The sequence below is a fragment of the Nostoc sp. genome (genome assembly GCF_036917615.1).
Classification (GTDB): Bacteria; Cyanobacteriota; Cyanobacteriia; order Cyanobacteriales; family Nostocaceae; genus Nostoc.
This window is the reverse complement of sequence record NZ_JBALCZ010000027.1, coordinates 305,575-324,435: the sequence shown is the minus strand read 5'-3', so window position 1 is coordinate 324,435 and position 18,861 is coordinate 305,575. Positions and strand designations below refer to the sequence as shown.

At 42.8% G+C, this 18,861-nt stretch carries 18 protein-coding genes and 1 pseudogene; 15 read left to right on the top strand and 4 right to left on the bottom strand.

Going from position 1 to position 18,861, the window contains the following annotated elements; genetic code table 11:
- The first annotated feature begins 111 nt into the window (after positions 1-111).
- Positions 112-1,206 (top strand): hybrid sensor histidine kinase/response regulator, encoded by a 1,095-nt coding sequence (locus V7K85_RS10970; RefSeq protein WP_334813460.1) that lies wholly within the window; start codon positions 112-114, stop codon positions 1,204-1,206.
- 332 nt (positions 1,207-1,538) lie between these two features.
- Here V7K85_RS10970 and V7K85_RS10965 read toward each other — a convergent pair whose 3' ends face one another.
- On the bottom strand, positions 1,539-2,327 hold the full coding sequence (locus tag V7K85_RS10965) for a DUF4198 domain-containing protein (RefSeq protein WP_334813459.1): 789 nt from the start codon (positions 2,325-2,327) through the stop codon (positions 1,539-1,541).
- A 495-nt stretch (positions 2,328-2,822) separates the two neighbouring features.
- Here V7K85_RS10965 and V7K85_RS10960 point away from each other — a divergent pair, with 495 nt between their 5' ends.
- The 8 genes from V7K85_RS10960 (at position 2,823) to V7K85_RS10925 (ending at position 10,445) form a co-directional block, all read left to right on the top strand.
- The gene (locus V7K85_RS10960; protein ID WP_334813541.1) at positions 2,823-3,242 is read left to right on the top strand and encodes an SMI1/KNR4 family protein; all 420 of its coding nucleotides are present in this window, start codon (positions 2,823-2,825) and stop codon (positions 3,240-3,242) included.
- 49 nt (positions 3,243-3,291) lie between these two features.
- Positions 3,292-3,450 carry a hypothetical protein gene (locus V7K85_RS10955; RefSeq protein WP_334813457.1) on the top strand — a complete coding sequence of 53 codons (159 nt, stop codon included), beginning with the start codon at positions 3,292-3,294 and terminating at the stop codon, positions 3,448-3,450.
- Positions 3,447-5,099 (top strand): tetratricopeptide repeat protein, encoded by a 1,653-nt coding sequence (locus V7K85_RS10950; protein WP_334813455.1) that lies wholly within the window; start codon positions 3,447-3,449, stop codon positions 5,097-5,099. Before V7K85_RS10955 ends, V7K85_RS10950 begins: the two co-directional genes overlap by 4 nt.
- A 539-nt stretch (positions 5,100-5,638) precedes the next feature.
- Positions 5,639-5,959 (top strand): RNA recognition motif domain-containing protein, encoded by a 321-nt coding sequence (locus V7K85_RS10945; protein ID WP_273762368.1) that lies wholly within the window; start codon positions 5,639-5,641, stop codon positions 5,957-5,959.
- 116 nt (positions 5,960-6,075) lie between these two features.
- Positions 6,076-6,264 carry a 30S ribosomal protein S21 gene (rpsU, locus tag V7K85_RS10940; protein WP_012407716.1) on the top strand — a complete coding sequence of 63 codons (189 nt, stop codon included), beginning with the start codon at positions 6,076-6,078 and terminating at the stop codon, positions 6,262-6,264.
- Between the two features lie 142 nt (positions 6,265-6,406).
- The gene (locus V7K85_RS10935; protein ID WP_334813453.1) at positions 6,407-8,155 is read left to right on the top strand and encodes a serine/threonine protein kinase; all 1,749 of its coding nucleotides are present in this window, start codon (positions 6,407-6,409) and stop codon (positions 8,153-8,155) included.
- 291 nt (positions 8,156-8,446) lie between these two features.
- Positions 8,447-9,010: a pentapeptide repeat-containing protein gene (locus tag V7K85_RS10930; protein ID WP_334813451.1), complete on the top strand. Its 564-nt coding sequence runs from the start codon at positions 8,447-8,449 to the stop codon at positions 9,008-9,010.
- 250 nt (positions 9,011-9,260) lie between these two features.
- Entirely contained in the window at positions 9,261-10,445 is a 1,185-nt protein-coding gene (locus tag V7K85_RS10925; protein ID WP_334813449.1) for a M20 family metallopeptidase, read from the top strand.
- Between the two features lie 81 nt (positions 10,446-10,526).
- Here the strand turns inward: V7K85_RS10925 and V7K85_RS10920 are convergent.
- Both V7K85_RS10920 and V7K85_RS10915 read right to left on the bottom strand, forming a co-directional pair.
- Positions 10,527-10,963 (bottom strand): annotated as a pseudogene (locus tag V7K85_RS10920) (hemerythrin domain-containing protein); the annotation flags it as partial.
- Positions 10,964-11,124: 161 nt separating this feature from the next.
- The gene (locus tag V7K85_RS10915; RefSeq protein WP_334813448.1) at positions 11,125-12,417 is read right to left on the bottom strand and encodes a serine/threonine protein kinase; all 1,293 of its coding nucleotides are present in this window, start codon (positions 12,415-12,417) and stop codon (positions 11,125-11,127) included.
- Positions 12,418-12,861: 444 nt separating this feature from the next.
- On the opposite strand from V7K85_RS10915, the gene typA reads away from it, so the two are divergent.
- The 3 genes from typA to V7K85_RS10900 all read left to right on the top strand — a co-directional run bounded on the left by typA (position 12,862) and on the right by V7K85_RS10900 (position 16,365).
- Positions 12,862-14,652 carry a translational GTPase TypA gene (gene typA / locus V7K85_RS10910; protein ID WP_334813446.1) on the top strand — a complete coding sequence of 597 codons (1,791 nt, stop codon included), beginning with the start codon at positions 12,862-12,864 and terminating at the stop codon, positions 14,650-14,652.
- 135 nt (positions 14,653-14,787) lie between these two features.
- Positions 14,788-15,912 (top strand): AAA family ATPase, encoded by a 1,125-nt coding sequence (locus tag V7K85_RS10905; protein ID WP_334813444.1) that lies wholly within the window; start codon positions 14,788-14,790, stop codon positions 15,910-15,912.
- 192 nt (positions 15,913-16,104) lie between these two features.
- On the top strand, positions 16,105-16,365 hold the full coding sequence (locus tag V7K85_RS10900; protein ID WP_334813442.1) for a hypothetical protein: 261 nt from the start codon (positions 16,105-16,107) through the stop codon (positions 16,363-16,365).
- Positions 16,366-16,521: 156 nt separating this feature from the next.
- On the opposite strand, the gene V7K85_RS10895 is transcribed toward V7K85_RS10900, so the two are convergent.
- Positions 16,522-16,644: a hypothetical protein gene (locus V7K85_RS10895; protein WP_334813440.1), complete on the bottom strand. Its 123-nt coding sequence runs from the start codon at positions 16,642-16,644 to the stop codon at positions 16,522-16,524.
- Between the two features lie 49 nt (positions 16,645-16,693).
- On the opposite strand from V7K85_RS10895, the gene V7K85_RS10890 reads away from it, so the two are divergent.
- The 3 genes from V7K85_RS10890 to V7K85_RS10880 all read left to right on the top strand — a co-directional run bounded on the left by V7K85_RS10890 (position 16,694) and on the right by V7K85_RS10880 (position 18,824).
- A complete protein-coding gene (locus tag V7K85_RS10890; protein WP_334813438.1) occupies positions 16,694-17,854 on the top strand; it encodes a DUF58 domain-containing protein in 1,161 nt (386 codons plus the stop codon).
- 215 nt (positions 17,855-18,069) lie between these two features.
- Positions 18,070-18,435, top strand: coding sequence for a ferredoxin thioredoxin reductase catalytic beta subunit (locus V7K85_RS10885; RefSeq protein WP_334691180.1), 366 nt, complete (start codon positions 18,070-18,072; stop codon positions 18,433-18,435).
- Positions 18,432-18,824, top strand: a complete 393-nt coding sequence (locus tag V7K85_RS10880; protein ID WP_334813436.1) for a DUF309 domain-containing protein — start codon at positions 18,432-18,434, stop codon at positions 18,822-18,824. The genes V7K85_RS10885 and V7K85_RS10880 overlap by 4 nt, the downstream gene beginning before the upstream one ends.
- The last annotated feature ends 37 nt before the right edge of the window (positions 18,825-18,861 follow it).

The following is an 18,861-nucleotide window of genomic DNA, read 5'->3' as shown; positions in this document are numbered from 1 at the left end:
TAAGACCCCTACGTCTACACATAGCATATTTTCAGTTGGGGTTTAAATCCCCATCTGAAAATATCTTTAATTTTGAATTTTGAATTTTGAATTTTGAATTGTTAATCGGCCATGTCTTTAACTAAAAGTGTCAAAAAAGATAAAATTCTCGTTGTCGATGATGTTTTTGATAATCTACTGGTCTTAGAAGCAGTCCTAGAAGATAAGGACTATGAGATTGACTTGGTGGAAGATAGCAAAATTGCTCTGGCTATGGTTGAGCAGTCACCGCCAGATTTAATTCTCTTAGATGTGATGATGCCGGAGATAGATGGCTATGAATTTACTCGACGCATCCGACGGAATCAGGCGTTGCCATTTATCCCGATTCTGCTGCTTACGGCTCACTATGAGTCTAGCGTTGTTGAAGGACTCGATGCTGGTGCAGATGACTTCATTCGTAAACCATTCGATCCAGATGAACTACATGCACGAGTGCGATCGCTCCTGCGCCTCAAGCATAGTATCGACGAACGAGATCAGATGGCTAACCTGCGGGCAGATTTTGTCTCGCGTTTTACTCACGATTTACGCATACCACTGGTAGCCTCGAACCGCGTATTAAAATTATTGCTGGAAGGCAGGTTTTGCGAAGTTTCACCACAATTGCAAGAAATAATTGATACCATGATTGGCAGCAATCAAGACCTGCTGGAAATGGTAAATACCTTGCTAGAAGTTTATCGTCATGAAGCAGGCTGTAAAACCTTAAAAATTTTTCCCTGCAATATTCAAGAATTAGTTAGTGAAGTTTCCCAGGAATTAACTCCCTTAGCTGAAGAAAAAGGATTATCTGTAAACATTGATATAGGTGAAACTGCAAGCACCATTATGGGCGATCGCGTAGAACTGCGGCGGGTATTGACAAATATTGTCGGCAATGCTATTAAATTTACAGACAAAGGTTCTGTAAGTATTTACTGCTATCTTACTTCGGTAGCTGTGATTATTGATATCCAAGATACAGGCCCAGGAATTTCTAAACAAGACCAGGCAATATTATTCGAGCGATTTCGCCAAGGTAAACACCAGCGTTCTGGTAGTGGTTTGGGACTATATCTATCTCGCTGTATTATCGAAGCACATCAAGGCACAATTGATGTGACATCTGAACCAGGGCAGGGTAGTACATTCACTATACGTCTACCTGTAGCTGGGGAAAACTAAAAGTAGGCAGACAAAAAATTATTGGTATGGTGCTACCCTTAGAGGATGTTTGAAAAGTCGTAAAGTATACTAGAAACCCCACTTCCATTCCTCTTGCCAATCCTGAGAGGCTTTGAAACCCCCATTCCCTTACAGGGAGCTCGGGGCCCCCACGGAGGAGCCAGCGGTGTGGGCGGGTTTCCCGACTTGAGGCGACTGGCGTTGGGGATTAGGGTCAGGGGGCTGGGGGGGTTAGGTTTCTGAGGTTTTGATGTTACCAAAAATACTTTTCAAACATCCTCTTACAAAGCCGCTGTAGATACCTACTTTTTATGATAATTAGAATTACTGTGCTATTTATTCAGCAGTAACTTCTTTTTATATAAAACTAGTAATCCAACAAAACCTAATCCTAACAAAGTTGAAGGTTCTGGGACAGAGATGTTTTGTGCTGTCAAGCTGGTTTCATAAGAAATAGTCAGATTCCCGTTAGATGGAAGTGAGTAGCTAGCTTCAATAGGTTGCTCTAGCCCATTTTGAGTAATGGGTATGGAAAAAGTGCCATCTAAGTTTTTTGCTACTACTTGACCAAAATATTCTACTGTAACATTATCGTTAATTGGTTTCCCTTCAGATAATACCCGAACTAGTAAGTTTTCACCTGGAGTAACAGCAAAAGGGTTTTGTAAAGGTAGAATTTCTAATGGCAAATTGAATGGTTTGGCTAAAGCATCAGACCAATCATAAAAAGCCTTGGTGTATTTGAGGTAATGACCGACATTATCATACTTAGGAATTTCCTGTTCTGTGATCCGGAGATATTGATCATTCGATAATCCGGCAAAATAACCATTATCAAAAAAACCTTGGATAGCTGCCACATTTTTATCAGCAGTTAGAGATAAAGCATCTTGTTTTTGATTGAGGTTAAAAGGAAGAATTTGTTTGTTAGTATCATAAACTGTTGCTTGTTTTAATCTAGAGGTTTCATAAGGTTCTGGTCCCTCTTCTGGATGTCCAAACAAAATATTATATTCGCTATTTTTGTAATCCAACCAGACAATATGTGCTGATGCTGGTTGGATAAAGCATGGCAAAATAGCAGCTGCTATGAGCAGCGTTTTAATTTTTGCCAGAAACATTTTAACTCCCCTGATTACTTAGTTGAATTCATTACTAACGTTTTTAGAAAACCACATTTTTTTCTTCTGAGCAATCCCCCCAATAGGGATAAGTTTTTAATATTTAGATTTTATTAAGATTGTGGGATTAGTGGTAATACGACATATTTGTGCGTTCGGCGCTTCTCTGCCAGAGGCTCCGCGAACGCCGTAGCACTTCGCTATCATGGTTTCATGGTTGAGGGATTAGCGCCCGATGCACTTCAGTAAGAGAGGTTTATTGAAAATCTGAGTTTCGGACTTTTTTTGCAAACTGTTATATGACAATAGCTTGAGCGATTTTCGCATGTTCGGAATCTTTACCGAAATGGTTCAAAATACTTTCGTGTTTAATCACTAAATGAGGTTAGTCACATGTCTGAACTTACGGATGAACTTCAATATATTTTGAATTGGTTAGAATCTAGCAATTTTGGGTTTTTTGACTGCTATAATCCAGGTTTAACTCGCTAGCAGATTGACGAAATTACTAAGGATTTACCATTTAGGTTATCCGAAGAAGTATACGAACTTTATCACTGGCGCAATGGAACCGCCGATCTTGGTTATAACAATGGCTATCTCCCACTCTATTTTTTGTTTCCTGAGCAATTAGGAGCCGATGTTATTTATTCTTTTTGTTCTTTACAAGATTCAGTTTATATTTACAAAACTATAGGAGAAGCTACTAATTATAATGATGTATATTGGAACCAAAAATGGTTTCCTATTGCTGCATATGAGAATAAAAGAATGCTTTATGTTGTTGGCGATCTCGATCCATCTCCGGTTTATATTTGGGAGGTTGGTTGCCTTGATCATTCGGTAAGAATATATAAAAATCTCATCAGTATGATATCTGTAATTGCAGAGTGCTGTGAGTTTAATTTGTATTAATTTATACTAAATAAATACGGAGAAGAAGATGACATGATAATCCGAATAGATGAAGAAAAGCTGGAAATTGAAAAAGAGATATATCGAAAATATAATTCTTAATTACAGAGAATCTGAAGCTGGAGAAGAACAAATTGCTTCCTTAGAGAAGCTCTGGCATTTGAATATTAATAAAAAAAAGCTTGAAGAAAAACAATATAGACAATGAAGTACTTATTTTTAGTTTGGGTGCTTATACTATCTTTAGTCGCTCCTAGTGCGGCGATGTCTGACGACAAGCCGCTTTACGTCTACATTCAACCAAGACAGCCCTATACTTTAATATCTGGAGTTGGGACAATCCACCATCCAGTTTCCACTTATAATCCCCAAGCGCAAGAGTTTTTTGATCAGGGATTAAATTTAATTTACGCTTTCAATCATGATGAGGCGGTGCGTTCTTTTCAACACGCTGCCAAACTTGATCCGCATTTGGCGATCGCATATTGGGGTATTGCTCTGGCTCTGGGACCCAATATTAACTTAGAAATAGACCCCAACCGGGAATTAGCAGCTTATCAAGCGATACAGCAAGCTTTGGCACTTTCCACCCACGTATCTACCCAAGAACGAGACTACATTACCGCCTTAGCAAAACGTTACTCCCGATATACCGATGCAAACTTGTATCAACTAGCGCTTTACTACGCAAAAGCAATGGCAACCCTAGTTAAGCGCTATCCAGATGATTTGGATGCGGCGACGCTTTACGCTGAAAGCTTGATGGATCTGCATCCTTGGCAGCACTGGACTAAAGATGGCAAGCCACGGGAAGATACAGAAGAGATTGTAGCTGTTTTAGAATCAGTTCTCAAACGGAACCCAAATCATCCGGGAGCTAATCATTACTATATCCATGCAGTGGAAGCCTCGCCTTCCCCAGAACGGGCTTTTGTGAGTGCCAAACGACTCCAAACCTTAGCGCCAGGGGCGGGACACTTGCTACATATGTCTTCCCATATTTATTTTCGTGTGGGAGATTATCAAGGGGCAATGCAGGCAAACAAGCAGGCGATCGCTCAAGATGATATTTACATCAGCAAATATCAAGTCCAGGGCACTTACCCCATGATGTACTACAACCACAACGTATATTTCCTCATGGTGGCCAGTAGCATGGCAGGAAGATATGAAGATGCTTTGAAATCCGCAGATAAATTAATCGCAAATATTACTGCTATTGACCCATATGTACCAATGCTTGAGGGATTTCTGGGCAGCAAAATGCTGATTCAGACACGCTTTAGTGACTGGGATGCCATCTTAAAAACTCCTGCCCCTGATGCTAAATTGCCCACTACCACAGCACTCTGGCATTTTGCTTGCGGTATGGCAAAAGCAGCCACAGGCAAACTTGAAGATGCAGCAAGTGAAAGCCGGGCATTACTGGCTGCCAAACAGGTAATTCCCACCGAAGCAACCATTGGATTCAGTATTGCCAGTCACATTTTAGACATTGCTTCAAAAGTTCTAGACGCCAAAATTGCTAGAGAAAAGCATGATTATGAATCTGCCATCAAATTACTAGAAAAAGCAGTAGTAGCAGAAGATGCCTTCGATTACATAGAACCACCAGACTGGTACTTTCCGACGCGGGAATCTTTGGGCGGTGTGCTTTTGGCTAAGGGTGACTATGCACAGGCCGAGAAAGTCTTTGGTGCTGATTTAAAAAAGTATCCCCATAATGGGCGTTCTCTATTTGGTTTACAGGCAAGTTTGCAGGCACTGGGCAAAGATCAGGCTGCTCAACTTGTCAAAGCCGAATTGGAAACAACTTGGAAAGGTGATGATACGCAACTTGACATAGCCAAAATTTAATAAAAAAATTCAAAATCATCTTACCCCTACTAGACAAGCAAGCTACCCGCAGCGGCCTTGGCGTTGGCAAAAACCGCCCTTCCCTACAGGACGCGATGGGAACGGGTAACGCTTGTGAGGCTGCGCGAACAATTTTGAATTGTTATTTGTTGCTTGACTTTGACTTTCATATTAAAATTTTGGAGTAATGCTTCATGGTTAATCTAGTCAAACGTTCAATTCCGATATTAAAGATGCGCCCCTATATGCCTGATTTCCTATATCACCCTACAGAATTTATCTTCTTGCATTTCCAACCCTTTTTTGCGGTGGGCTGTACTTAGGGTAGGTGGAGGCGGACGATCTCGCTTAGGTGCGATCGTATCACTGGTTAACTATCTACTGGATGCAGAGAGTTGGCTCCTATGTCATCCTAAGATTAGGAGAGTTAATTCAGTGATGTCTTTGATTTTAGTATTGAAAGGCTTTTTCCTTTTAGTATTTACAGACTTCTCAGAGAAATTAAAATCTCTACACAGTGATGATTTTGGAGAGAATCGATGTCAATTTATGTAGGTAACCTCTCTTATGACGTTACACAAGAGGATTTAAGTGGTATTTTTGCAGAATATGGTACTGTAAAGCGAGTTCAAGTACCTACTGACCGTGAAACAGGTCGTCCGCGAGGCTTTGCTTTTGTGGAAATGGGAACTGAAGCTGAAGAAACAGCTGCCATTGAAGCTCTCGATGGTGCAGAGTGGATGGGTCGTGACCTGAAAGTGAATAAGGCTAAACCCAAGGAAGATAGAGGTGATAGAGGTTCGTTTGGTGGTAACCGAGGAGGATACGGTGGCGGCGGCGGCGGACGCTCCCGCTACTAACGTTGGAAACAAAAAAAATTTACCTAGAGTCTTAAGGTCAGACAAGGAGTCTGTCTTTTTTTTGCACTCTTACCGCCTGCATAGCCTTTGATGAAGTCAACTTAGTAGGAGAAATAATGACCCAAGTAATTGTAGGTGACAATGAACACATTGAGTCAGCCTTACGACGATTTAAGCGAGAAGTTTCCAAGGCTGGAATTTTTCCAGACATGAGAAAGCATCGTCATTTTGAAACGCCCCTGGAAAAACGCAAGCGCAAAGAAGTTGCCAAGCACAGGCAGAGTAAGAGAAGTTTTCGTAATTAAGGACTGACATAGATATAAACCAATGCCCTCATAGATTTTATGAGGGTTTTCTTTATGGGAATCAGTACGAGTAATCAAAAAGTTAGAATGGTATTTTCTCAAGAAACGCTAAAATCAAGTCAGCCTTTGTATTGTAGCGGTTGTGTCCCACATCACTCAGAGTGCGGTTCACTGCATAAATCCTGATTGTCAACGTCCTTATCCTCAGCCTTGGGGAAACAAATTTTGCAACAGCTGTGGCGCACCGCTAGAGTTGTTAGACCGCTATGTTCCACTTCAGCCGTTGGGGTCGGGAGGATTTGCTCAAATTTACACGGTTTGGGATGAAAAAACTCAAACAGAGAAAGTGCTGAAGGTGTTGGTAGAAGATTCACCAAAGGCACTGGAGTTATTTACCCAAGAGGCGGCAGTTTTATCTAGCTTGCAGCATCCGGGTGTCCCCAGAGTTGATGCCGATGGGTATTTTCACGTAAAACTGTTCAATCCCAAACCGCACCAACTGCCTTGTCTAGTAATGGAAAAAATCAATGGGCGGACTTTAGAGGAGGTATTAAAAAAGTTTCCCCAAGGGTGTCCAGAGGATTTGGTTTTAAACTGGTTCGCCCAAGCTGTACAGATTTTACAGGAATTACATAAACGTCAGATTATTCACCGCGATATCAAACCTTCTAATTTAATGTTGGGAACCTCTTCGCCATCTTTAACCCCGGTTCAAGGGCAAACAGAGGGCGATCGCGTGGTACTAATTGATTTTGGAGGGGCAAAACAATTTAGCGCTTCTAAGCTACGTTCTCAGTCTAGTTCCACCCGATTATTTTCTTCTGGCTACAGTCCACCAGAACAAGTGACTGGAGGTATTGTCGGGCCAAGTGCCGATTTTTATGCCCTTGGTCGAACGATGATTGAACTACTAACAGGCAAATACCCGCCAGAGTTGGAAGATCAGCAAACTGGGAAATTGCGCTGGCGAACTGCGGTAAATATCAACCCGCAACTAGCTTCTTTGCTGGATGAGATGGTGCAAGAGGATGTGCAATCGCGTCCGACAAATGCAGCTATGATTCAAAAACGTTTGGCGAAGATTTCTCAACCATTACTGCCGCCAGGGTTGTTTTCCCAACTGCGGAACAATATTAAGCAAGCTTCCCAGAGATTTACACTGCTAACACAAGCTATTGAACAAGCTTTAACTAACTTTAGCCAAGCTGTAGGCAAAACCGTTATTTTCATTGCTAAGGCGATCATTAAAATTTTCCAAGCTTGTTTGGCGACGATTTGGGCCATGATCCTGAGTAGTATCGGCGCTTGTTTTGGGGCGATCGCTGGTTTTATTTTGGCCTATCGCACAAGCTTGGGGCGTCGGGTTGTGGAATTTATTTGGAGTCAGCTAAACGAATTAGTGCCAAATACTCAACCCGTCTTCGGGGCAGATATTTTAGTGTTCGTCGCAGCAGGCTGGGGAACCGCTTGGGGATTGACAGTATCCGGGTGTTTTGGTCAACGGCGGCGCTTTTTAGTGGCGTCGCTGATGGGGATGATTAGCTATGGCTTCGGCTGGTTGATTTTGCAATTAATCACACCAAAAGAGAGCGGCGAGGGCTTAGTGGCAGTGATTTTAGTAGCAGTTTGCCTACTCACCTTGAGCTTAGGTCTTCGCAGCCATCACATAGTGTACGCTGTGTTCGCTGCCTTTGGTAGTGCGATCGCATATGCAGTTTTAATTATTTTGAAGTTAGCACCTCCTATCTTGCAATTTTCTAGTCAACCAGGTTGGTCGGAGTTATACAAGCCTCTGATTTTTTTTGGTTTTGTAGGCTTTTTTATCAGCTTCTGGTTAGGAGTTAGTTACTACTTAATTGTCCCTGGATTGCGCCTTTTGGGGTGGCGTTAAAATAATTCCTAATTCGTAATTAATCAAGTGCCCAAAAACAAGATCCCCCTAGTCGTTTTTATCGAGCTAGGGGGATCACATAAGTGGTAGTCTATAAGAGGTTCGGTATAGTTGCTTACGATTCGATTCTATAGCTTATATTTCGGTTTGAGTAGTCTTACCATTAGAATTTATACTATTTTTACAGCTTCTTAATCAATGCTTCATCCCTGTTGTTCTTTAGGGAAGCATATTATTAAGTATGACAGTACGCAATGTGCGTACTGTCATTTTTGTAAATATCTGTAAAATATGAAACTTAAGATTGTTGCTACCGTCGCCCTGTTAGCTTGTTTTGGGTTTGCAGAGCAGGCCCTTGCATCAAATCAGTTAGACTTGGATCAGTTGAAGGCAACAAGTGCCTGTCCCCGGTGTAATTTGAGTGGTGCTGACCTAACTCTACTGAATTTAACTGGAGCAAATTTGCGAGGGGCTGACTTGAGCAGCGCTACATTATCTCAAGCTAATCTCACGAATGCCGATCTCACCGGTGCAAATTTAGAAGGTGCGGTTCTGAATTCGGCGATTCTCAGTGGTGCTTCCTTAACAGGTGCAAATTTGAAATCAGCATCTCTGGAAAATGCCGATCTATCTTTTGCTGGTTTCATCAGCGCCAATTTGGAAGCAGCAAACTTAAAAAATGCCAAATTGCAATTTACCAATTTTAGGGGGGCTAACTTCCGACTAACAACTCTGTCCAATGGTGTAGTCACCTCCGACAAGCCTTACGGCTGGTCGTTAGAGCGTCAAAATCCCAGAGAATGTAACGAGTTCAAACCCGAAAATACTCGAGGCACAACCTGCTATTCAAAATAACCAGTTTTGAATTGGGGCACTTGTGCTGAGCGACTTGTGCCGAGGTAAGCCGAGGTAAGCCGTTGGCGCAGCCTCTCGTAGAGAAGCATTGGGCATTAGTTATTCTTCCCCTGCTCCCCCTGCTCCCCCTGCTCCCCCTGCTCCCCCTGCTCCCCTGCCTCTGGCTTGACCTATCATTGTATGGCAAAGAGCATTTTGTTTGTTAACATTTCTTTATCATGGGAAAAAAGCCTATAGATTAATTAAATCGATGCTTACCCGTATTAAAGACTTAGCAGCAAAACTAGCGCCCCGCTTAATTGAAATTCGCCGCCACATCCACTCTCACCCAGAACTCAGCGGTCAGGAGTACCAAACAGCAGCCTATGTAGCTGGTGTTTTGTCTTCCAGTGGTCTGCATGTACAAGAGGGAGTTGGCAAAACGGGCGTCATTGGAGAATTGCAAGGCACTAGCCAAAATGACCGTTTATTGGCAATTCGTACCGATATGGATGCCTTGCCAATTCAAGAGGGCACCAATTTGGAATACGCCTCTGGCGCAGAGGGTATTATGCACGCTTGTGGTCATGATGTCCACACCACAGTTGGATTAGGAACAGCGATGGTGCTGTCTCAAGTGGCAGAGGAGTTGGGTGGTAAAGTGCGGTTTTTATTTCAGCCAGCCGAAGAAATTGCTCAAGGGGCAAACTGGATGATGAAAGATGGGGCGATGGAAAACGTCTCGGCTGTATTAGGGGTTCATGTTTTCCCTTCTATACCCGCAGGATCTATTGGTGTGCGTTACGGAGCATTGACAGCCGCCTCTGATAATTTAGAGATTCTGATTATGGGAGAATCTGGGCACGGGGCGCGTCCCCATGAGGCGATTGATGCGATTTGGATTGCTTGCCAAGTGATTACTGCACTGCAACAAGCTATCAGCCGGACACAAAATGCCTTGCGTCCTGTAGTATTGAGCATAGGGAAGATTAATGGTGGCAAAGCGCCGAATGTAATTGCGGATAAAGTGCAGTTATTAGGAACCGTGCGATCGCTCCATCCTGAAACCCGTGCCGATCTCCCGAACTGGATTGAAAACATTGTATCTAATATCTGCCATACTTACGGGGCAAAGTATGAAGTCAATTATCACCAGGGTGTACCCAGCGTCCAAAATGATTACATCCTGACGCAATTGTTGCAATCAGCCGCAGAAGAAGCTTGGAGTAGCGATCGCGTCCAAGTTTTACTCGAACCCTCCCTTGGATCTGAAGATTTTTCTATGTATTTGGAACACGCCCCTGGTTCGATGTTTCGCTTAGGTGTAGGCTACAAAGAAAGAATCATTAACCACCCATTACACCATCCCCAATTTGAAGTTGATGAATCTGCCATTATTACGGGGGTTGTAACTATGGCTTATACGGCTTATAAATACTGTCAGCAAAATTTTTAAACAAAAACTCCCAGCAGATCAGCGCTGGGAGTTTTTGTTTAACTAACCTTTTTTAGCGGATATAGAAACCTCGAAAGCATCCTACACATTCGCTTCATTAACAACACCTAGCTTTTGTTGAATTCGGGTCTTAGCAGCTTTGAATTCAGTAGCCAGTTGCTCGCTTTGCTCAGTGCTCAAGTTGTTGCGAATGGCAGCAAACATTGTGCTTTATTCTTGACGAATATGATCGCCAACAGCTTCCATAAGCTGTCTAACTTGCTCTTTAAATTCAGATGAAGAAGGGCTGATAGCCTTAATTTGATCTAACACCCGCTTCATCTGAGCTTGTTCGTCATACAATTCCTGAGTGTCGTTTTCACCGTAGAAAGGACGTACTTTTGGATATACTACTTCCTCTTCAGCTTCAGGTGAGCAGTTAGATCCCTATAAATTTAACCGAAGTACTCTTGAATCTTCTGTGGATTGTCGCTTTGTAGGAGTTCGGTAAATAGGGTATTTACCTTGTCATTTGGTAGGAGTTAGCGTAATTTAAAGTTAAAAAACTTTGATTCTCTGGCGTTAATTAATTTAGAATGATGTTTTAATTTTTGCCATAGCTATTAAAGTTTATATAGCATTTAGCAAAATATTTTTAACTGTCATACCTAAGTTGATGGTGCTAAAACTAGTATTATTTTTACTGGCTCTTATCCATCATTTCCTTTGCTAAAGTATGATAACCATTGTTATTTAAAAATCCCAAATGTGACTTTTTGACCTGATAGCTAATGGCTTCACCAGTTGTCACCAGCCTAGCGAAGTGTTCGCAATTCCATCCGAGAATACCATAGTGCCAGTCTTTAAAGAGTTGATAAGCAATGAGGCATCTATCGAGAACTTCTTTCCTATCCAATAATTTTACTGATTTTGCTACATGAGCCTTTTTGGGAATAGGGAACACAGCAAACCCATTTCCGCCAAAGTTAAAAGCGTGAGTATCAGAGATAGTTACGTGATAGTGTAATGCCGGATCGTTACGATGCTCTCTATGATGAATAAGTAATCCGGCATTGGAACTACTATAGTCAACATGAGCATAGAATTCACTGATAATCTTGTCCATCAGTGGAGAACTAACTACATTGATAGGAGGAAAATTAATATTATCAGGTTTAATGTTTTGAGCGCTGATTAGTGATAACCATTCTTTTACTGACTGAGGCCGTTCCTCTGGTTTGATATTCATTCCTTTGAGAATTATCTGGTTCACTTTGTCGCTGATACTAGAATTAATCTTTTTTGGTTCTTCCAATGGCGTACCAATAGCTCTTAGTGGCGCAAGTGTTGGTATTTCCCCAGTTAGCACAGAATATAGTGTTGCTGCTAAAGCATAAATGTCAGTGTAAGCACCCCGTTTTGCTCTTTTGTCATATTGTTCAATTGGTGCAAAACCATCAGATAAAACTTGTGTATGAGTTTGAGTTATATTCGGGGTAAATTCCCTGGCAATACCAAAATCAATTAACACGGCCTCAGAGTTACCAGAACGCAACATGATATTTTGCGGTTTCAGATCCCGATGCAACAAGCCGTTATTGTGAACTACAATCAGCGCTTCACCAATCTCCTGAATGTAGCGTAATGCTTCCGCTTCCGACAAAACGCCTTGGTTCTCAATTCGACTGGCTAAATCTTCCCCAGCAATGTATTCCATCACCATGCACCATAGGGGATTCTCATAGATTACTTCATCAATTTTCACAATATGAGGATGACTACATTTAGCTAGTTTTATCGCCTCATTCAAAAAATCTTGCTGAAACTTAGTAAAATCGGGGCGACGTTGCACCTTATCATTCAACGTTTTAATCACAAAATAACGCCCCAGATCATCTCTGGCGAGATACGTAATACCAAAGCCACCTTTACCTAATTCTTTTTCAATTGTGTATTTACCACTCTGCAATTGTTGTCCTAATACCCAAGCCATTATTCCAAAGTCCAAGACGCTGGTCTTAACTATGGCACAGGTCAGACTAATTTACGGAAGAAAACATATCTTAAAACTTTTTAGGACTTACGCAAAATATCTCTCAAACTCTGATTTCTCTGTGTCCTCTGCGCCTCTGTGGTTCGTTATTCCGTAGACTTGTACGTAAGTCCTAGTTTTAATCATGCATTTACCCACTCTTCAACTACCCCAGTTAGACTTTCTAACAAGATCAGGTAAATAATTCAACGCCAATCACAAATTCAGCCTGCCTAACTTTCTGTCTGATGCAGCCTTGACAAACCTCACCGCAATTGTGACGATTACGCTAGAATTGTTAAAGGTTCTTCACAGAGTTTTGCTAATCATACCTAATTCTGTTAAAAAATCCTAGCATTCAAATGTAAATCTCAAAACCCTCTCTAGAGTTCACCAAAAGTTTCTATGACGCTCCCAATTCGCAACGTCGCCATTATCGCCCACGTTGACCACGGTAAAACCACCCTGGTTGACGCACTCCTCAAACAATCCGGCATTTTCCGCGAAGGCGAAGACGTTCCGGATTGCGTTATGGACTCCAACGCCCTAGAACGGGAACGGGGTATTACTATCCTGTCCAAAAATACGGCGGTTCGCTACAAAGAAACACTAATTAATATTGTTGATACTCCTGGACACGCTGACTTTGGTGGCGAAGTTGAACGAGTACTCGGCATGGTTGACGGATGTCTTCTGATTGTCGATGCCAACGAAGGCCCCATGCCCCAAACACGCTTTGTCCTGAAAAAAGCTTTAGAAAAAGGGTTGCGCCCCATCGTTGTGATCAACAAAATCGACCGTGGTCAAGCTGACCCCCACGTTGCTGTCGATAAAGTATTGGATCTGTTCTTGGAATTAGGGGCAGATGAAGACCAGTGTGATTTTACCTATCTGTTTGCCTCCGGTATGGCAGGTTTTGCCAAAGAAAGCTTGGAAGCAGAATCGGTAGATATGCAACCTCTTTTTAACGCAATTTTGCAACACGTTCCCTCACCAGTGGGCGACAGCAATAAGCCTCTGCAATTGCAAGTCACAACCCTAGATTATTCTGAATATCTGGGACGGATTGTTATTGGCAGAATTCACAACGGTACTATCCGCTCAGGACAACAAGCAGCTTTAGTTACAGAAGATGGCACCATTGTCAAGGGTAAAATTAGCAAACTGATGGGCTTTGAAGGGCTGAAGCGCGTAGACCTGGAAGAAGCAACCGCAGGTTATATTGTCGCGGTGGCTGGTTTCGCTGATGCTTATATTGGGGAAACGATTACTGACCCCAATGAACCGCAAGCTTTACCACTAATTAAAGTGGATGAACCAACCTTGCAAATGACCTTCTGTGTGAATGATTCGCCCTTTGCTGGTCAAGAAGGCAAGTTGGTAACTTCACGACAAGTGCGCGATCGCCTATTCCGCGAACTCGAAACCAACGTGGCTTTGCGTGTCGAAGAAACGGATTCTCCCGATAAATTCCTCGTTTCCGGTCGGGGAGAACTCCACTTGGGTATCTTAATTGAAACCATGCGCCGGGAAGGGTTCGAGTTTCAGGTATCTCAACCACAGGTTATTTACCGCGAAGTCAACGGACAACCTTGCGAACCTTATGAACTCTTGGTATTAGACATTCCTATTGATGCTGTGGGTAGCTGTATTGAACGCCTCGGACAACGCAAAGGCGAAATGCAAGATATGCAACCAGGTAGTGGCGATCGCACCCAACTAGAGTTTGTCATTCCCGCCCGTGGATTGATTGGTTTCCGGGGTGAATTCATGCGGATGACTCGTGGCGAAGGTATCATGAACCACAGCTTCTTAGACTACCGTCAACTCAGTGGCGACATTGAAGCCCGTAACAAAGGTGTTTTAATCTCATTTGAAGAGGGTGTTTCTACCTTCTACGCCATGAGAAACGCCGAAGATAGGGGAGCATTCTTTATTATTCCTGGCACAAGGGTTTACAGAGGCATGATTGTGGGAGAACACAATCGTCCCCAAGATTTGGAACTAAATATCTGTAAGACCAAGCAGTTAACCAATCACCGCGCCGCTGGTAGTGATGAATTAGTGCAACTGCAAGCACCGATAGACATGAGCCTAGAGCGTGCTTTGGAATACATTGGCCCCGATGAATTGGTGGAAGTTACACCACAATCAATTCGTCTGCGGAAAATGTCGAAGAAGTTGGCGAAACGCTAAGTTTAGTTACTTGATTAATTTAAAAAGCCCGCTAATGTGGGCTTTTTACTTTGTTGTATTAAAAAGATGAGTATCCTGATAGTCAAGTGGGTAACATAGCACTAAATAACTTGTTGTGTTCACAGCCTAATGTCTATGTCGTGGAATTCTACAGTTTTTAGTGTCTGTGCTTCAGGCAATTCTTGGTTTTGGGCTGCTTGGAGTAATATTGATGATGCGTATAATTTTCTAGAGAAGCCTAAAAAGCGATTGGAGATGGATTGCTTATTCTTTGCTGAAGCTCCTTCTAAAGAAGATGCAATTAAAACAGCCCGTAAGCTATTAGGTACTGAAATTAAACAAATAGGCAATGGATGGGCAGCAGAAGTTTGCAAAGAGATTGACAAAAAACCTCACATTGATACTGATGAACCTAAAGTAGTCACTAATGAGCTTCAGGAATGTCTAGAGCGGCTTCACTCATTGACTGGATTGAGTGATGTGAAGTCTACTGTTCAGGAGTTGGTAAATATTGCAAAAGTAGCCCAGATGCAAGCTCAAGCAGGTATAAAAGCTCCTTTAATTACCAGACACCTTGTATTCACGGGAAATCCCGGAACAGGCAAAACTACAGTAGCTAGGATTCTAGGTGAAATATACAAAAATCTTGGTGTTCTATCAAAAGGACATTTTCTTGAGGTAGACCGGACTGATTTAGTTGCAGAATACTTAGGACAAACAGCGCCCAAAACAGCAAAAGTAGTTGAATCTTCTCTAGGTGGTGTACTTTTTATTGATGAAGCCTACTCTCTTGTTCCAGATGGACATGGCGATATGTTTGGACAAGAGGCAATTAATACTCTCTTAAAAATGATGGAAGATCACAGAGAGGATCTGGTGGTTATCGTTGCAGGATATAAGGGGGAAATGTCTCGATTTATTGAATCTAATCCTGGACTAAAGTCCAGATTTGCGAGGTCAATTAATTTTGAAGACTATTCTCCGCCTGAGTTAGCCGAGATTTTTAAAGTCAGGTGTGAACAGCACGGCTATCTGTTGTCAAAGAAAACTCTGGAAGCAGTGCGTCATTTAGTCAATCAATTTGAACGTCAAATTGGAGAACTTGGAAATGGTAGATTTGTGAGAAATATCTTTGATCGTTGTGTGGCTATTCAATGTAACCGTTTAGCAGCATTAGGCAAACCATCAAAGGAAGATCTGAAAACTTTCTTACCTGCTGACGTTCCTACTCATGAGCAACTAGCGCAGTATCTTCTTTGAGAGTGTCGGTGTAGCCTATATTAAGTTATTAATTTATACGATATGTCAGCCCATTAATTCCATAGATCCTCAAGTTATTGGTAAAGACAGATCGCTAGCCAGTAGAGATTCTTGCACAAAGCGATCGCCCTTACCCTACATTTAGTCAAATCCTTGAGTCAAAATGAAGAGGACTGAAAAAGGATTATTCTCATGACTATTCGTGAAACTGCGATCGCAAAATGGCAGCAACTTTCCGAACCACTCCTGCAAGAAGTGACCGATTTCATTGATTTTGTTATCCACAAACATCAAGTTAAAATTGCTGACAGTCAGCTTGATGAAACGCTTGTGGGGAAATGGTCACAATGGTTTGAGGCTGTGGATTCCCTAAACGTATTTCTATCTGAACCAGTCAACAACTATCAGCAACTCCTACTCAACAAGTATCGGCAACAAGGGCTAGAGCTATAATCCTTTGTGATGCAGGAGTTCTGCTTTGTCTGGTAGATCGAAGCAATAAGTAACCAAATCACGATTTAGATGAGGTTTAGCAACGCCAGTATGTGCGTTTGAATGAACTGCGCGTAAGCATAGCTCGTTGTAGACATCGCTAGCCAGCAGGCATTCTTACAGAAAGCGATCGCCAATTAGCAGTAGAGATTTACAGTGCGATCGCCCCCTGAACCCAGCACGCTTCAAATTGCTTGACGCTTCATAAATACTACTATTATGGCTTTGCTTTTTTGGCAAACCCCTGAGACACTGTGAATTTCAGGTGGTGTTGGGTTAAAAAAGAAACATGAAAATCATCAAACCGATCACCAATTGGTTAGAAACTCGCGCTTGTGCCCCTGCATACGGCGGTTGGATACTAGCAGCAACGGCTATTTGTTTTTTTGGAGCAGGTATCAATACGATGGCTGGTTGGCTGTACGCCATTAGCGGCATCAGTTTTGCCCTTTTGGGTGTAGCAGCCATCTTACCGCCGCGATCGCTCACAGGTCTATCCATCTCCCGCCGTCCTATCCAACCTGTGTCAGCCGGCGATGATCTGACGGTGGAATTAGAAATCCGCAATCAGACACAGCAGCCTGTAAGCTTGTTGCAAGTCGAAGATATGTTGCCCTTCGTCTTAGGGAAACCAGTACAAAAAGCAATAGAAACAATTCCTAGCCAAGGCAGTTACCGTTGGGTATATTACCACCCTACCCAGCGCCGGGGCGTTTATCGTTGGCACACAGTCGAACTGGGTTCTGGTGCGCCTTTAGGATTGTTTTGGTGTCGCCGTCAGCGTGATTGTGCTGCAATGGCGATCGTCTATCCGACAGTATTACCCTTGGCCACTTGCCCCTTAGTAGATGAAATGGGGCAAGAAGAGAGCAAAAGGGGCGATCCTCGTGGTAGACCTTTGCAGACAGCGACAACGGGGCTGGTGCGATCGCTCCGTCCCTACCGCATTGGAGATCCCACCCGTCTGATTCACTGGCGGACTAGCGCCCGCTATGGGGAATTAAGGGTGCGGGAGTTAGAAATGGTGACAGGTGGACAAGAGATAGTTATTGCCCTTGACAGTGCTAGCAATTGGGAAGAAGAAAACTTTGAACAAGCAGTAATTGCCGCAGCTTCGCTGTATTTTTACGCACAGAAACAGCAATTACAGGTGCAACTATGGACAGCATCAACAACTTTAATCAAAGGCGAGCGTTTTGTTTTAGAAACCTTAGCAGCAACCACAGCCGTAGAAGATGCCAGTTCAGTAGTTCCGAAAAGCTACCCTTTGATTTGGCTGACTCAAAACCCCCTGAGCCTTGCTACTCTTCCTCAAGGCAGTCGCTGGGTTTTGTGGCCAAATATTTCTTCACCAGCAGAACAAGAGGTAATCAATTGGGAACACCCTGGTATAGTTTTACAAAGCAATCGCGCTCTGCAACCCCAACTCCAAAAAACATTAGGTTTATAAATCAATTCAAATTTTATAATTCCCAAAAACTGCTGACAAGTTAAGCTTCTGCGATTTCTGAGATTTTGTCTGATCCCAGCACACCGGACATATCAGCCTTTGAGCAAAGGTAAAACAATTTGAGCAGGTAAGGTTGGGGAAACACACCCAGTAATCCCCTAGTGAGGCTGAGGTACAATGCAAAGAAATATTTAAATTATGAGTCGCCGATCCACATGATCTCATCAGAAGCTAACACAAAATCCAGCGATAAAAGCCTAGAGGCAATGCGGCATTTTTCCGAACAATACGCCAAGCGGACTGGAACATACTTCTGTTCTGAACCTTCTGTCACCGCAGTTGTGATTGAAGGACTAGCCAAACATAAAGACGAACTAGGTGCGCCTTTATGTCCCTGTCGCCATTACGAAGATAAAGAGGCTGAGGTTCACGCCACATATTGGAACTGTCCCTGTGTGCCAATGAGAGAACGCAAAGAGTGCCATTGCATGTTGTTCCTCACCACTGACAACGAGTTTGCTGGAGAAAAACAAGAAATCTCTCTCGAAACAATCAAAGAAGTACGAGACAGCATGGGATGAGCGAAACCATCCCCCAAGAGTTTTGGCAAGGTGTAGAACAGTTCAATTCTGGTCAGTTCTACGCCTGTCATGACACTTTAGAGGCTTTGTGGATTGAAGCAGGCGAACCGGAAAAGACCTTTTATCAAGGCATTCTCCAAATTGCTGTGGCACTGTATCATTTGGAGAATCGTAACTGGCGAGGTGCAGTTATTCTACTCGGAGAAGGTAGCAATCGCTTGCGGCGTTACCCATCTACTTACGGCGGTGTTGACGTAGATGAACTATTGAGTCAGAGCGCAGTGTTGTTGACGACATTACAACAAATAGGGCAAGACTTGATTACGGCTGGTGATTTGGGTGAAAATGAAGCCTTATCTTTACCTAGAATTGTGCTAGTTAGCGATTAGTAAAGTTTAAGCAAGTGAAGCCAGACAAGGAAGATTG

Bases quoted from the DNA above. Each gene is read 5' to 3' on its own strand.
- V7K85_RS10950 (WP_334813455.1), top strand. From the start codon at position 3,447: ATGAAGTACTTATTTTTAGTTTGGGTGCTTATACTATCTTTAGTCGCT.
- V7K85_RS10925 (WP_334813449.1), top strand. From the start codon at position 9,261: ATGCTTACCCGTATTAAAGACTTAGCAGCAAAACTAGCGCCCCGCTTA.
- V7K85_RS10930 (WP_334813451.1), top strand. From the start codon at position 8,447: ATGAAACTTAAGATTGTTGCTACCGTCGCCCTGTTAGCTTGTTTTGGG.
- V7K85_RS10905 (WP_334813444.1), top strand. From the start codon at position 14,788: ATGTCGTGGAATTCTACAGTTTTTAGTGTCTGTGCTTCAGGCAATTCT.
- V7K85_RS10880 (WP_334813436.1), top strand. From the start codon at position 18,432: ATGAGCGAAACCATCCCCCAAGAGTTTTGGCAAGGTGTAGAACAGTTC.
- V7K85_RS10900 (WP_334813442.1), top strand. From the start codon at position 16,105: ATGACTATTCGTGAAACTGCGATCGCAAAATGGCAGCAACTTTCCGAA.
- V7K85_RS10965 (WP_334813459.1), bottom strand. From the start codon at position 2,327: ATGTTTCTGGCAAAAATTAAAACGCTGCTCATAGCAGCTGCTATTTTG.
- V7K85_RS10970 (WP_334813460.1), top strand. From the start codon at position 112: ATGTCTTTAACTAAAAGTGTCAAAAAAGATAAAATTCTCGTTGTCGAT.
- rpsU (WP_012407716.1), top strand. From the start codon at position 6,076: ATGACCCAAGTAATTGTAGGTGACAATGAACACATTGAGTCAGCCTTA.
- V7K85_RS10945 (WP_273762368.1), top strand. From the start codon at position 5,639: ATGTCAATTTATGTAGGTAACCTCTCTTATGACGTTACACAAGAGGAT.
- V7K85_RS10885 (WP_334691180.1), top strand. From the start codon at position 18,070: ATGATCTCATCAGAAGCTAACACAAAATCCAGCGATAAAAGCCTAGAG.
- V7K85_RS10915 (WP_334813448.1), bottom strand. From the start codon at position 12,417: ATGGCTTGGGTATTAGGACAACAATTGCAGAGTGGTAAATACACAATT.
- V7K85_RS10890 (WP_334813438.1), top strand. From the start codon at position 16,694: ATGAAAATCATCAAACCGATCACCAATTGGTTAGAAACTCGCGCTTGT.
- V7K85_RS10955 (WP_334813457.1), top strand. From the start codon at position 3,292: ATGAAGAAAAGCTGGAAATTGAAAAAGAGATATATCGAAAATATAATT.
- typA (WP_334813446.1), top strand. From the start codon at position 12,862: ATGACGCTCCCAATTCGCAACGTCGCCATTATCGCCCACGTTGACCAC.